We start from the raw sequence: 13,081 nt of genomic DNA on the forward strand, positions 1-13,081 counted from the left end.
CAGGGCATGTATGGTGTTGATGGCCAGAACCGGCAGGGGATGGTGGGGATAAATGCATAGATAAAGTTCACCTGCGTGTCGGCCATGGGAAGCCATGGGGGCGCTGCGGCAGAGGGACAGCTGGAGGTGCTGGCAAGCTATGATATTACCCCGGAAACCATGGGATGCCCGATCCGCTCCTCCATGGAGGTGGTGGAGCTTGGGGTTTCTGAGAGAGGCAGACGGGTGCTTATTGACAGGAATGCATATGAAGCGGACGGCATTATCATATCCTGCAGGCTTAAGCCCCACAATGCGTTTAGCGGAGCTTATAATGCGTTTAGCGGAGCTTATGAGAGCGGGCCATGCAAAATGATGACAGTGGGCCTTGGCAAGCAGGAAGGCGCCAGCATTGTGCACAACGATGGAATGGATGTGATTGCTGAAAACATTCCCACCATGGCCAGTGTGGTGCTGGAAAAGGCAAAGATATTGCTTGCAATCCCATGCATGGAAAATGCATATGATGAGACCGATCATATTCTGCCAGTCCGTCAGGTCAGGTTCGAGACAGGGAAGATTCAGGCATTCGCAGGCTGACTGGGCCAGGTGCTCCTGCTCCATGACAAGGGGTACTTCATAAAGCACGTCCACATCCAGTTTCTGGAGTACGTGGTGAGGGGGAACATTACAGAAAAGGGCAATTTTGTTTTTGTTGCCTTCGTCCAGGGGCCGCTCAGAACGGCAGACAAGGATGTCAGGCTGGATTCCCATTCCCTGAAGGTCTTTGACGCTGGCCTGGGTGGGTTTTGTCTTGAGTTCGCCGGAAGCTTTTAGGTAGGGGCTAAGGGTTACGTGGATCAATTTATTCAACGTACACACCGTGTACGCCTCATGAATTTATGTACAACTGACAAAAAATCATTATATTTTAGCGGTTCATTGACAGGTTGGATAAATGTTGGTAATATTATGGTGAAGTTAATATGATTTAAATGAGGAGCAGTATGAAGATTATAAGGATTGAACAAGAGGAAGCATATATCCAGAAAGCACAGAATGTTACGATTGAAGAGTTGTGTGAAAAATTTGGAGTGTCTAAAAATACAATACGCAGGGATCTGATAGAGTTAGAGAAGAAGGGGAGCATTGTAAAGAATTACGGGGGTGTTTCCAGTACGATCCAGAACTATGATGTTGGAATGCTTCCGTTTAATACGCGGGGACACCTGATGCTGGAGGAAAAGAAAAGAATTGCAGAAAGAGCAGCAGAATTTATAAATGACGGAGATTATATTTTTGTGGATTCCGGTTCTACGGTTTGTAATCTGGTGGATTACATAAAGAATCTCAAAGTCACAGTGCTGACAAATAATCTGGATTTTATTATAAGAGCCCTGCAATATCCTAATATTCAGATCATCACATTTTCAGGTATCCTGAACAGGGATTACTACTCCTTTACAAGTATTGATGAGAGGAGCGCGGAAATACTTTCAAGCTATAATTTTACCAAGGCATTCATGGCAGCAACCGGCGTAACTGTACAGTATGGTGTTATGAATTCCCTTCTTTCTGATAATGAATTAAAGGTAACTGCAGTTAATCGTGCCCAGGAGGTATATTTGCTGGTTGATCATACTAAATTTGGAAAGGTGACCATAAAATCTTATGGATCCCTGGAACAGATTGACACCATTATTACAAACCAGCCTCCGTCTGATGAGATGATAGAGAGTATCCGGCAATGCGGCTGTGAAATTATTATTGTTTAGTGAAATTAATAAGATTCAAAAAATCCATGGACTGGTGGAATTTCCCAGCCCATGGATTTTTTATATTATCATAAAATAACTATAATACAACCACAAAATAATCAAATTATACCAAAATACTACCAAAATATATTGACAAGATAACCATTAAGTGATACTATAATGACGAAACCACAGATGATTATTGTAGCATTATCCAATGATTTTTACAAAGAAGGGGGAACTTTCAAATGAAAAAAATTATGACACTCATTGCCGCAATCTCAATTGCCAGCACAATACTGTACGGATGCGGAGGAAAAGAGGCCGCTGTACCAACAACTTCAGGTGGAGGTCAGAATGTGGAGGCAGTTGAACGGAGCGGGGAAACTATTAAATTTACAATCACATCAGATTCACCTAAACGGGCAGAATACTGCCAGTTATTCGTGGATTACGTTGCCATGGCTTCAGAGGGGAAGTATGTGGGTGAGGTTCTTGCGGCCAGTTCATTGGGCTCTGCTGCGGATACAGCCCAGATGATACAAATGGGTACATTGGATTTCAATCTGAACGATGATATGTCAATTGATGGTATTCTTGATGGAAAACTGGGATTTGCATGGCTTCCTGGTCTCGTATCAGACTATGATGAGGCAGATCAATATTATAATGAGGGGTGGATTGCAGACCAGGCTGCAAAGATCATGGAAGAGAACAACATAATCAGAATCAGTTCTTTTTGTAATGGTTTTAGGCAGGTGGGGAATATGAAGCGTGAGATAACTGACATGTCTGATCTGAAAGGACTAAAAATCAGAATCCCCTCTGTAGCTTCTGTAGAATCCTTCTATGAGAAATGCGGTGCCCTTCCTGTTTCAATTCCAGGGTCTGAGGTATTGTCAGCTATCCAGACAGGGACGGTAGACGGGCTTGATAATGCGGTATTCAACTATGTAAATCAGGGGTTAACAGATGTTATAAAGTATATTACTGAACTGAATTACTGCTATTCCGGCGGCTGTTTTGTATCAAGCCCTAAATTCTGGAACACTCTAAGCGATGATGATAAGGACATGTTTACGGAGTGTGCGAGGAAAGCATCAGCAGAGTTTACGGAATATTTTAGGAATACAACAGATGAACTGGTAAATAGTGGTGTTGACAGCGGACAGTGGGTGGTATCACAGCCGTCAGAGGACATGAAGGCTGGGCTGCAAAAGATTTATGAAGAAATATGGGAAGAATCAAAAGGCAAATATCCAGCGGATATTATGGATATGATCATCAGCGGAGATTATAAAAAATAAGGTTTTAAAGCTGTGTGAAAGAGGGAATGTATATGGGAGAAAGTATATCAGCAAGATCGCATTATATGAATGTATTTGAAAAAATAAATCACTGCTTTCTTTATTTTGAAAAGATTGTGCTTACGTTCTGCACCATTGTTCTTGTTATAGCTATTTTTATTCAGGTTGTCTGCCGTTACATATTACTGATCTCTACCCCGTGGGCAGAAGAATTGGCACGGTATCTGTTTGTGTGGATGGCTTATCTGGGAGGGGGATATGCGCTCCATACTGGGGGACAGATAGAGATTGATATAGCGCCTACCATTATCAAATCATTGAAAGGGATAAGCACTGCAACAAAAGACAGGATCATTCTGCTGTTAAAAACAGTAGGTCTGGTGATAACAGTAGTGTTTCTCCTTGGATTTTGCTGGGTATTTGGGAATTATATTATGTTCATAGCTGGAGGAAGCCAGACATCCCAGACAATGCATATCCCTATGTGGATTGTATATTTCCCCGTACTTATTGGATCCCTTATTACGGTGTGGCATGGAGTATACAGGATATTGTGCAATATTTGGCCGGTATCTGTTAATGTAGATTGAGGGGAGGGGGATAAAATATGACACCATTAACAGCATTATTGGTTTTTATAGGTACGTTTTTATTTGTGGCAATCGTTTTTGTGATTCCTGTTAGCTACGCATTGGGAATTGCCTCTATGGTTGTGTTTATGGCTGGGGGCCATGATGTGGTGACGGTTGCACAGTATGCATGGTCCTCCCTGGACAGCTTTTCCTTCCTGGCAATACCGTTTTACATATATGCCGGTACATTGATGGAATACAGCGGCATTTCCAAAATGCTGATAAACTGGATCGGAGGTATTATAGGCAGGGTAAGAGGAAGTCTGGGAATCATAACCATTCTTGCATCCATGGCCTTTGGCGTACTTACCGGTTCTGCTATGGCAACAATATCTGCCATTGGAAAAATTGTTCAGCCGCAAATGGAAAAAGAGAAATATCCCAGAGGCTATGTGGCGGCATTGCTGGCAGCTACATGCTTTTTGGGGATCCTTATTCCTCCGTCCGTACCGGGGATCATGTACGCGCTGTCGGCAGGAATTAAAATATCGGATGTCTGGATGGTCACTATTGGACCGACGCTTATTTTTATGGTTGGATATATCACTGTTAATTATTGCAGGATTGGGCGTCATCTTCCAAAGCCGGAGGCAGTTTCCATAAGTGGAACTGAACGTCTGGAAGAGTTTGGAAAAAACACATTTCGTGCAATTCCAGCATTACTCATGCCTGTTATTATATACGGATGTATATATGGAGGCATCTGTACGCCTACAGAAGCCGGTGCGTTAAGTGCGGTATATGGCATTTTTTATTATCTGATTTTGTGGTTTGTAAATAAGAAAGCGATCAAGATCGATTTCCTTACCATAGCAGCGATCAGCGGTGCATCAACAGCTGTGATCGGATTGTTAAATGCTTTTTCGGTTATTGCAGGAAAAGTGATAACACTCACGGGAGTCTCTGGTTTCCTCTCAAACCTCATTACACAGTCCATTTCAACCAAAGGCGGTTTCCTTTTAATGATTAATATCCTATTTTTGTTTATGGGAACATTTATGGATATTAATGCCACTATCCTGATCATGACGCCGCTTCTTCTTCCGGTTGCAATGAACGCTTATGGTATTACAGCGCTCCATTTTGGCGCGATCATGCTTGTGAATATGTGCGTGGGTTTTTTGACACCGCCTTTTGCAGTGGGGATATTTGTGGGACAAAAAATCGCAGGAGCTACATTTACAGACACAGTAAAGGAAGCAGTCCCCTTTATCATAGTTGGTCTGGCGGCGATTTTAGTCACAACTCTTTGCTCTGGATATTTAATGTTTTTTGTTAATCTGTTTACGTAAATAAAATATACCCGGGTTATAATTTAAGAAAGGTAAAGGTGATGTTTGATGGAATTTATGGGATATAGTGCAAGAATGCGCCGGTTAATGCCTGAAAAGGACGGCAGATATTTCGGATTGACTGTGGACCACAGTATGGCCAGGGGGGTTATGAGAGGACTTGATACATTCCAGAAGACCATAGATGATATGTGTGCAGGAGGACCGGATGCAATAACCATGCATAAAGGATTGGCAGAACGGTGCTTTGGCCAACATGCAGGTATTACACCCTTGGTATTGAAATGCACTACTTTTTCTCCCTACCAGCCGGATTTTGACACACCGGTGGCCACGGTAGAGGAAGGGGTAAGACTGGGAGCGGACGCAGTGTCCATAGGGTGTATTGTATGTGGAGACAAACAGCCGCAGCAGTTATCTACACTGGCTGATTACTGTAAGAAAGCAAAAGAGCTGGGAATGCCTGTCATATCCCACATATATCCAAGAGGAAACTGCTTAAAAGATGAAGCCAGATATGATTGGAAAAATATACTGTATGCAACAAGAGCTGCGGCAGAGTTGGGAGTTGATCTGATCAAGACCAATTATACGGGAGATCCGGAAAGTTTTGCAAGGGTAGTGGAAGGAACCCCCAGTATGGTTGCCATTGCTGGAGGCGATAACTGTCGAACTCCCCAGGAATTGTTTAAAATGACGAAGGACGTACTGGACTCCGGTGCAGCGGGAGTTACCTATGGCAGGTTTATCATACAGTATCCCAAAATCACTCCGATTGTCAAAGCGGTAAAGTCGATCATACATGGCGGATATTCAGTGAAAGAAGCAATGGAACTATTGGAAGAGCTGGAACATGAGTGATGGAGATGACATAATGCAATTGGACAGATTTAGAAAAATAGATGTAATAGCAATGGGAAGGGCAACGGTAGACCTGTACGCAAATGAGACAGGGCCTATGGAAGATGCAAAGACATTTTCCAAATACGTGGGAGGGTCTCCGGCAAATACCGCTGTTGCCATGGCTAACCTTGGACTGAAGGTGGGATATATTGGAAAAGTGTCGGATGATGCCTTCGGAAGATTTATATGTTCCTATTTGAATGGAAAAGGTGTGGATGTTTCCCATATACGTACTGATGACACGGGAAGAAGATCAGGATTGACCATGGGAGAGATCAGAGAAGATGGGAAGTGCAGTTATTTTATGTACCGGCAGGATTGCGCGGATTTGAATATACAGTGTACAGAGATCGATGAAAAATATATTGCCGATGCGAAAATGCTTCTGATATCCGGCACATCACTTACACATAGCCCTGCCAGAGAAAGCGTTTTTCTTGCCATGTCCTATGCCAGGAAAAACAACACCAGGATCATACTGGATTTAGACTACAGGACCGATACGTGGGATACGGAGGAGGAAGCATCTGTATATTACCATATGGCAGCGCTTCAATCAGATATGGTGATCGGTACACGAGAAGAATTCGATGTTATGGAGCGGATGTTTCTTCCTGGGAACAGGGATGATAAGAAATCAGCAGAATATTTCCTTGAGCGTGGGGCGGAATATGTGTCTATAAAAAGGGGAAAGGAAGGTTCCTGTATATATACCAAAGAGGATATCTATCATGGCGGAGTATATCCTGTAAAAGCGGTCAAAACATTCGGTGCAGGAGATGCTTACTCTGGTGCATTTAATTATGGGATAATCAGTGGATTTACTATGGAAAAGTGTTTGATGTATGCGGCTGCGGCTGCCTCCATTACGATATCAGGACACAGCTGTTCTGATTCAACTCCTACACTGGAACAGATAGATAGATTTATTACAGAGAATGACTATATATGCGGATAAAAAAAGGAACTGTCGGTTGGGCCGTTAAGGCAGAACCGGCAGTTCCTTTTTTAGGTGCGCCCGGCGGGCGCACGTTCTAACGGGTGAAAGTCCCTGACCCGCCCGGCAGTGGGAAGGGTGCAGCCAATGGCAAGGGCGTCATCGTGAGGTGGGGTCTGAAGGAAGCCGGAGGCAAACCACTGGCCTGTAAAAGTTGTCCGGATAGGCTGTGAAGCGTGGATGAGGTTGCCTAACAAACTAAAGTCCAATAACTGCACGGAACGCCAGCAGTAAACGGGGCAGGTATAAGTGGGAAAGAACGTGTGAGTACCCGGGGAGGTCTCACGGACGTGAAAGTGGCGATAAAACATTCGCTGTCACGGAGTAAAGCTTGCCGTGAGAAGTCAGCAGAGGTCATAGTACCGGGCGGTCGCAAACGCACCGGGAAGGACTGAACAGTAGGAGGTGTCGTTACCAAATGGAAACCGGACATGGAATTAAGTACAGACAACTTCATATTGAGGACTACCTGCGAGAGATACCTGCGGAACAGGGAAGGGAAACAGGAGAGTACGCCCATGAAAGGATTACCGGGAACCCCGACACCAACACGGACTTTCGGACGGACAACCTGCTAGATACGATTCTTAGAAGCGACAATCTAAATGCCGCCTATAAGAAGGTCAAAACGAACAAAGGCGTTGGTGGGATTGACGGAATGCAGGTGGATGAACTTCTACCCTACCTGAGAGAACACCAGTCCGAATTGGTCGAGCAGGTGAGGGAAGGCAAATACAAGCCAAACCCAGTCCGAAGGGTAGAAATACCCAAAGAGGAGAAAGGAAAAACAAGGAAACTGGGGATACCCACAGTGGTAGACAGGGTAATCCAACAGGCAATCGCACAGGAACTGACGCCCTTATATGAAGAACAGTTCTCTGACAACAGCATCGGATTCCGTCCCGGCAGAGGGGCGCATGACGCACTGGAAAGATGTAGGAAATATATCAACGAAGGATATGTCTACGTGGTCAGCATGGATTTACAATCCTACTTTGACACGGTGAACCACAGCAAGCTGATAGAGGTGCTGTCGAGGACGGTGAAGGACGGGAGGGTAATCTCGCTGATACACAAGTACCTGAAAGCCGGAGTAATGGAGGACGGAGGATTTCACGCAACGACCGAGGGCGTGCCGCAGGGAGGCCCGCTAAGTCCCTTATGTGGAAATGTCATGCTGAATGAGTTGGACAAGGAACTGGAGCGCAGGGGACACAAGTATGTGAGGTATGCGGATGACTGCCTGATTCTGTGCAAAAGCAGGAAAAGCGCAGAGAGGACAATGGAAAACATTGTGCCATTCATCACAGGAAAACTGTTTCTGAAAGTCAATCTTCAGAAAACGACAGTGAGCCACGTCAGCAAGATAAAATACCTGGGCTACGGCTTTTACCGGCATAAAGGGAAATGCCGCATGAGGATACACCCGAAGTCGGTGGCAAAAATGAAGAACCGGATACGGGAGCTGACAACCAGAGGGAACAAATGGAGCAATCAGGAGAGGGAAGAAAAACTCCGAAGCTATGCAAGGGGATGGATTAACTATTATCGATATGCAGACATGAAAAGCCTGATGGAACAGACGGATGAGTGGCTGCGCCACAGAATCCGAGCGGTGTACTGGAAACAATGGAAGAAGGTACGCACAAGATATAAAATGTTGCGGGCGTTACATTTACCAGAGTGGAAGGTGCATGAGATGGCGAACTGCCGAAAGGGAGTGTGGAGAGCGGCGGGAATGCTCAACTCGGCACTCACCAAAAGAATCATAGTGGACAGACTTGGTTATCCCGATATGACTGCCCACTATCTGAAAGTCCGAGTAAACTATTGAACCGCGTAGTACCGAACGGTACGCTACGTGGTGTGGAAGGGGAGGTTAAAATCTCCCCTATCCGATAAGGGAAGGCATGAAACGATTATTCTCAATTACGGATGATTTGACAGGGGCAGCAGATTCGGGCAGCTATTTTACAAACAGGGGGATTGAACTGACTAATTATACGGAATTGAATCCGGATAAAATCACTTAGTCATCAGAACACAATATATGTTTATTCCTGATATCTTAAAAAAGGGGGTTCAATACCGGATAGAATGTATTGATATAGTAAAGGGTACGCAGATGAAATTGGTACAAAGAGTTGCCAGGGCTGTTGGTCAGGATAACAGGGTCATTGTTTTTGATGCGATCACAAAAGAGGATGGGAAACGGCTCGTATCATCAAGGCTCCACTGGCTTACTTCGTACCCAAAATCATTTGGGCTGCTGCAGGCAAGGACGATGATCGGCATGATCTGGTCCGGCGTAAAAACAGACGGGGCACCGGGGCGTTTTTTATCGGAGAGGACTGCCCGTATCTCATCTTCAAGCTTTTCCGGGGCGTCCATTTCAATCCTCCGCAAGGCTGGGAGCGCCGCGAGGAACCGACTGCGCCAGGCGGCAGCATTATTATAATGAAGCCCGGCCTGTGGCGCAATATTCTGGTTGAATTCCCCCTGTGACGCAGGCAGGACAATGCTGGCTCTTTTGACCAGTCCTGACGGAAGGGAGCGGCTTTTTGAAAAAGCAGATAATATGTTTTTCATGGCATCAGATAAAACCGGGATAGTATCAATTGTTTTCCTTCGCATAATAACCCATCCATTCTTTAGTGATAGAATTATTATGCACCGACTACAATAAAAAAGCAACGTCTATTCATTATTATTTTGGCAATGCTGTACTAGCAATTTATCCAAGGCAACGGTGGTTCGTGCCATCAACTGGTTGTATCATTTTGGCATTATTGGCTTCTGTGGAAAGATTGTAGAGCTTGACATTCTTGATTTTAAACCGGGAAGACGTTGTTATTTTATGGATTTAGGAATTGCGAATTTCTACATGACACAAGCTGGTCTTGATAAGGCTTCCATAAATGGGACGCTTAATGAAAATTATGTATATATAAACCTGGTGAAAAGGCTGGATTTTCCACAGCAGATTGCATTTGAGACACCGGCTTTTGCCACATATAAGAATAGAGAAATCGACTTTTACGTACAGAGTCTGAAAGAGCGGACACGGTATGCTGTTGAGGTAAAGTCTGGTAAGCAGTCTGGAAATACAGCCAAAAAGGCGCTTTATGACGGTAAAGCAGATTATCTTCTTTACCTGAAAGGTAATACCCATGGCGGTGTTGAGGGTAAAACAATTACCCGGCCAATCTATGCACTGGAACGATTTCATTTTTAACTGTAACGGGGTATATTAACACATCAATTAAATTATTTTACAAATGAAGAAGCCGTTGCAAAATAGATGAGTAATCTATGGAGCAATGGCTCTTTCTTTTTGCTTAAAAACAGAAAACGGACTCCGAAGAGTCCGCAATCCATGGCATAATAAATTATGCCGAGTAAAATAAAATACCATAAAAATTTACTAGAACTCGGCGCAGCTTATCAACTGGTTTTGCCATTAAGTTTGAAAGGTTTGGTTCCCAACGATGATTCTGTCCGACTGCTGAGCCACGAATTGGAGGATTTAGATTACAGCTTGCTGTATCAGGCTTACTCTGCCAAAGGCAGAAATCCGGCAGTGGACCCAAAGACCATGTTCAAGATCCTGACCTATGCGTATTCCCAAAATATTTATTTTTCCCGTAAAATTGAAACTGCCTCCAAACGCGACATCAACTTCATGTGGCTGCTGGCCGGGCAAAAGGCACTGGAATACAGTACCATCGCACGGTTCCGCACAGGCTTTTTGGCGGATGCCTGTGAAAATCTCTTTTACCAGATGGTCAGAAGGCTGGAAAACTCCGGTGAACTGTCAAAGGAAACCGTGTTTATTGATGGAACAAAGCTGGAGGCCTGCGCCAATAAATACACCTTTGTCTGGAAAAAATCGGTTGGAAAATGGGAAGAAAAAATGTTCTGGAAGATACAGGATGCGGTTATACGGATCAATCAGGAGTATATCCAGTCATTCTGCGTCAAAGAAGCCACTCGGACAGAGGATCTTCAGAACATCTGTCGTTTCCTGGAACAGGTTTGCAGGGAACAACAAACGGTGTTTGTACATGGAAGAGGGAAACGGAAGAGCCGGAACCAGCGATATTTGGAGCTGTTCCACCGATTTTTAGAGCGGCAGACGGTTTATGACTGGCATACAGCCAGCTTCCAGGGAAGGAATAACTACTGCAAAACAGATCCGGATGCTACATTTATGCACATGAAGGATGACCATATGCGGAATGCACAGATCAAACCGGGCTATAACGTCCAAATCGGAGTAGATAGTGAATATATCATTGGGGTAGATATATTTCAAGACAGGAATGATGTCTGGACGCTGGTAGCATTTTTAAAGACAATGGAGGAAAAGCTGGGATTCCGTTATCCAAGTGTGACAGCGGATTCCGGATATAAGTATTAATCTAAATCTTTTGTATGCTGTTTCAAAACAGATGAATAAATATTATCCTGAATAATTCCTCAGAAGCCCTTTTATGTCAGAACTGGCGAAAGAACATTGTTCGGGGATTTTGATTAAATTTGATGTATTATTTTGTTGACAGTTGTTATTGCATTATTTATAATATAAACAAATGAACGCGAGTACATAATGAATAAAAATGTTACAAGGAATAAGGAGGATATCATGGGATACAATTATAAACAGATTGCCGAGTCGGTTGTTAAATGTATTGGTGGTCAGAAAAATATTAAATCCGTGCAGCATTGTGCTACCAGACTTCGTCTGATTGTTGTGGATAAAGAGAAAATAGATGAAAAAGGAATGGGGGATATTGAGGGAGTAAAAGGTACATTTTTTACAGCAGGACAGTTCCAGATTATTTTTGGTACAGGACATGTCAACCGAGTCTATGAAGAAGTGACCAAGCTGGGCATCAATGAAACAACGGAGAGTGAAGCAAAAGAGGCGAAAATGGATGGAAAGAATCGGTTGCAAAAGGCAATTCGAACTTTTGGGGATGTATTTGTTCCGGTTATCCCGGCTCTAGTTGCTACGGGTTTATTCCTAGTATAACTCGATTTTAATAAGTTTACATTATTATCCTGAAAACCAAGGGAAACGTGCGCCCAAAGCACGGACACGTAAGCCAATAAATCAGATTACTACCAATGCTTAAATTGTAAGCTTATTTAAATCGAGTTATACTAGGACTTAAGGGGGCACTTCTCAACGATAATTTTCTTTCAATCTTCGGAATGACAACTGCAGAAGTACCTCAGACATTTTCTGTCTTAGTGGATGTATTGTCGGGGACAACATTTGCATTTCTTCCGGCGATTGTTTGCTGGTCCACTTTCAGGGTGTTCGGTGGTTCCCCGGTGCTGGGATTGATTCTTGGTCTCATGCTAGTCAACGGCGCACTTCCAAACGCTTATTCTGTGGCCGATCCGTCAAGCGGAGTTGTTCCAATTTATCTGTTCGGGTTTATACCTATTGTAGGATACCAGGGCAGTATCCTTCCTGCTTTTGTGGCGGGCTGGCTTGGAAGTAAATTAGAAAAAAAATTGAGAAAGACGGTTCCAACAACCTTTGATTTTATGGTTACTCCTTTCTTGGTTCTTCTCATTATGCTTCTTCTTTCACTTGTTGTTATTGGACCAATCTTGCATGGAGTAGAAAATAATCTTCTGTCAGCTATGGAGGTGGCACTACATTTGCCTTTCGGTATTGGAGGTCTGATAATAGGATTCTTCTGGTCAATCATAACGCTAACTGGAGTACATCATATTTCAAACATGCTTGAGATTAGCCTTCTGGCAAATACAGGATTTAATCCGATGAATGCAATTCTTTGTATGTGTGGGTTTTCTTCATCTGGTGTCTGCCTTGCTATTGCTTTAAAGGCAAAAAAGAAAGAAGTTCGTGTAATTGGTCCCAGCGCCACTGCATCTGCTTTGCTAGGAATTGGGGAACCGGCCCTATTTGGTGTGCTTCTGAGATACAATATTAAACCATTTATTTTAAGCTGCTGTGTAAACGGAGTGGCTGGAATGATTGCGATGATTATCGGTCTTCAGGGAACAGGAAATGGAATTACGACAATTCCGGGAATTTTATTGTATATTTATTCACCACACCAGTTGATTATGTACATTATTTTGGCGGCGGTAACGTTTATTTCAGCTTTTGTTTTGGCGTGGATATTTGTCGTTCCAAAGGAAGTTATGGAAGAGTGATAAAAAGAGGGCAAAA

The 13,081-nt window shown here is 43.7% G+C and carries 14 protein-coding genes and 2 pseudogenes; 13 read left to right on the top strand and 3 right to left on the bottom strand.

The annotated features are described in order from the left end of the window. Nucleotides 1-84: 84 nt before the first annotated feature. Nucleotides 85-579, top strand: coding sequence for a hypothetical protein (locus LA360_RS23710; protein ID WP_057571410.1), 495 nt, complete (start codon nt 85-87; stop codon nt 577-579). On the opposite strand, the pseudogene LA360_RS31605 reads toward LA360_RS23710, so the two are convergent. Further along, nucleotides 514-843: pseudogene (locus LA360_RS31605) on the bottom strand (CTP synthase); the annotation flags it as partial. The gene LA360_RS23710 and the pseudogene LA360_RS31605 overlap by 66 nt on opposite strands. A 143-nt stretch (nt 844-986) precedes the next feature. Here LA360_RS31605 and LA360_RS23720 point away from each other — a divergent pair. The 6 genes from LA360_RS23720 to iolC all read left to right on the top strand — a co-directional run bounded on the left by LA360_RS23720 (nt 987) and on the right by iolC (nt 6,828). Continuing rightward, a complete protein-coding gene (locus LA360_RS23720; RefSeq protein WP_057571408.1) occupies nt 987-1,754 on the top strand; it encodes a DeoR/GlpR family DNA-binding transcription regulator in 768 nt (255 codons plus the stop codon). 230 nt (nt 1,755-1,984) lie between these two features. Beyond that, nucleotides 1,985-3,043: a TRAP transporter substrate-binding protein gene (locus LA360_RS23725; protein ID WP_057571407.1), complete on the top strand. Its 1,059-nt coding sequence runs from the start codon at nt 1,985-1,987 to the stop codon at nt 3,041-3,043. Nucleotides 3,044-3,075: 32 nt separating this feature from the next. Continuing rightward, nucleotides 3,076-3,633: a TRAP transporter small permease gene (locus LA360_RS23730; protein ID WP_057571406.1), complete on the top strand. Its 558-nt coding sequence runs from the start codon at nt 3,076-3,078 to the stop codon at nt 3,631-3,633. A gap of 17 nt (nt 3,634-3,650) precedes the next feature. Continuing rightward, nucleotides 3,651-4,967 (top strand): TRAP transporter large permease, encoded by a 1,317-nt coding sequence (locus LA360_RS23735; RefSeq protein WP_112482847.1) that lies wholly within the window; start codon nt 3,651-3,653, stop codon nt 4,965-4,967. 48 nt (nt 4,968-5,015) lie between these two features. Further along, complete coding sequence (locus tag LA360_RS23740; protein WP_057571404.1) at nt 5,016-5,828, top strand: class I fructose-bisphosphate aldolase; 813 nt, start codon at nt 5,016-5,018, stop codon at nt 5,826-5,828. Nucleotides 5,829-5,847: 19 nt separating this feature from the next. Further along, nucleotides 5,848-6,828: a 5-dehydro-2-deoxygluconokinase gene (gene iolC / locus LA360_RS23745; protein ID WP_330657197.1), complete on the top strand. Its 981-nt coding sequence runs from the start codon at nt 5,848-5,850 to the stop codon at nt 6,826-6,828. A gap of 50 nt (nt 6,829-6,878) precedes the next feature. Here iolC and LA360_RS23750 read toward each other — a convergent pair whose 3' ends face one another. Further along, entirely contained in the window at nt 6,879-7,064 is a 186-nt protein-coding gene (locus LA360_RS23750) for a hypothetical protein (protein WP_146774919.1), read from the bottom strand. A gap of 221 nt (nt 7,065-7,285) precedes the next feature. On the opposite strand from LA360_RS23750, the gene ltrA reads away from it, so the two are divergent. Together ltrA and LA360_RS29815 are read left to right on the top strand one after the other, a co-directional pair. Continuing rightward, nucleotides 7,286-8,701 (top strand): group II intron reverse transcriptase/maturase, encoded by a 1,416-nt coding sequence (gene ltrA, locus LA360_RS23755; protein ID WP_160116354.1) that lies wholly within the window; start codon nt 7,286-7,288, stop codon nt 8,699-8,701. Between the two features lie 76 nt (nt 8,702-8,777). Next, a complete protein-coding gene (locus tag LA360_RS29815) occupies nt 8,778-8,900 on the top strand; it encodes a four-carbon acid sugar kinase family protein (RefSeq protein WP_138262997.1) in 123 nt (40 codons plus the stop codon). A gap of 127 nt (nt 8,901-9,027) precedes the next feature. On the opposite strand, the gene LA360_RS23760 is transcribed toward LA360_RS29815, so the two are convergent. Then, nucleotides 9,028-9,501, bottom strand: coding sequence for a helix-turn-helix domain-containing protein (locus LA360_RS23760; RefSeq protein ID WP_225537670.1), 474 nt, complete (start codon nt 9,499-9,501; stop codon nt 9,028-9,030). Between the two features lie 115 nt (nt 9,502-9,616). Here LA360_RS23760 and LA360_RS23765 point away from each other — a divergent pair, with 115 nt between their 5' ends. The 4 genes and pseudogenes from LA360_RS23765 (at nt 9,617) to LA360_RS23780 (ending at nt 13,065) form a co-directional block, all read left to right on the top strand. Further along, nucleotides 9,617-10,102: a DUF4143 domain-containing protein gene (locus tag LA360_RS23765; protein WP_225537671.1), complete on the top strand. Its 486-nt coding sequence runs from the start codon at nt 9,617-9,619 to the stop codon at nt 10,100-10,102. A gap of 156 nt (nt 10,103-10,258) precedes the next feature. Next, nucleotides 10,259-11,147: pseudogene (locus LA360_RS23770) on the top strand (transposase); the annotation flags it as partial. 365 nt (nt 11,148-11,512) lie between these two features. Then, complete coding sequence (locus tag LA360_RS23775; RefSeq protein ID WP_089776310.1) at nt 11,513-11,902, top strand: glucose PTS transporter subunit EIIB; 390 nt, start codon at nt 11,513-11,515, stop codon at nt 11,900-11,902. A gap of 128 nt (nt 11,903-12,030) precedes the next feature. Next, on the top strand, nt 12,031-13,065 hold the full coding sequence (locus LA360_RS23780; RefSeq protein WP_330411375.1) for a PTS transporter subunit EIIC: 1,035 nt from the start codon (nt 12,031-12,033) through the stop codon (nt 13,063-13,065). The last annotated feature ends 16 nt before the right edge of the window (nt 13,066-13,081 follow it).

This window comes from Enterocloster clostridioformis, from assembly GCF_020297485.1.
Classification (GTDB): domain Bacteria; phylum Bacillota; class Clostridia; order Lachnospirales; family Lachnospiraceae; genus Enterocloster; species Enterocloster clostridioformis.

Bases quoted from the DNA above. Each gene is read 5' to 3' on its own strand.
- ltrA (WP_160116354.1), top strand. From the start codon at position 7,286: ATGGAAACCGGACATGGAATTAAGTACAGACAACTTCATATTGAGGAC.
- LA360_RS23735 (WP_112482847.1), top strand. From the start codon at position 3,651: ATGACACCATTAACAGCATTATTGGTTTTTATAGGTACGTTTTTATTT.
- LA360_RS29815 (WP_138262997.1), top strand. From the start codon at position 8,778: ATGAAACGATTATTCTCAATTACGGATGATTTGACAGGGGCAGCAGAT.
- LA360_RS23730 (WP_057571406.1), top strand. From the start codon at position 3,076: ATGGGAGAAAGTATATCAGCAAGATCGCATTATATGAATGTATTTGAA.
- LA360_RS23725 (WP_057571407.1), top strand. From the start codon at position 1,985: ATGAAAAAAATTATGACACTCATTGCCGCAATCTCAATTGCCAGCACA.
- LA360_RS23720 (WP_057571408.1), top strand. From the start codon at position 987: ATGAAGATTATAAGGATTGAACAAGAGGAAGCATATATCCAGAAAGCA.
- LA360_RS23710 (WP_057571410.1), top strand. From the start codon at position 85: ATGGGAAGCCATGGGGGCGCTGCGGCAGAGGGACAGCTGGAGGTGCTG.
- LA360_RS23775 (WP_089776310.1), top strand. From the start codon at position 11,513: ATGGGATACAATTATAAACAGATTGCCGAGTCGGTTGTTAAATGTATT.
- LA360_RS23740 (WP_057571404.1), top strand. From the start codon at position 5,016: ATGGAATTTATGGGATATAGTGCAAGAATGCGCCGGTTAATGCCTGAA.
- LA360_RS23760 (WP_225537670.1), bottom strand. From the start codon at position 9,501: ATGCGAAGGAAAACAATTGATACTATCCCGGTTTTATCTGATGCCATG.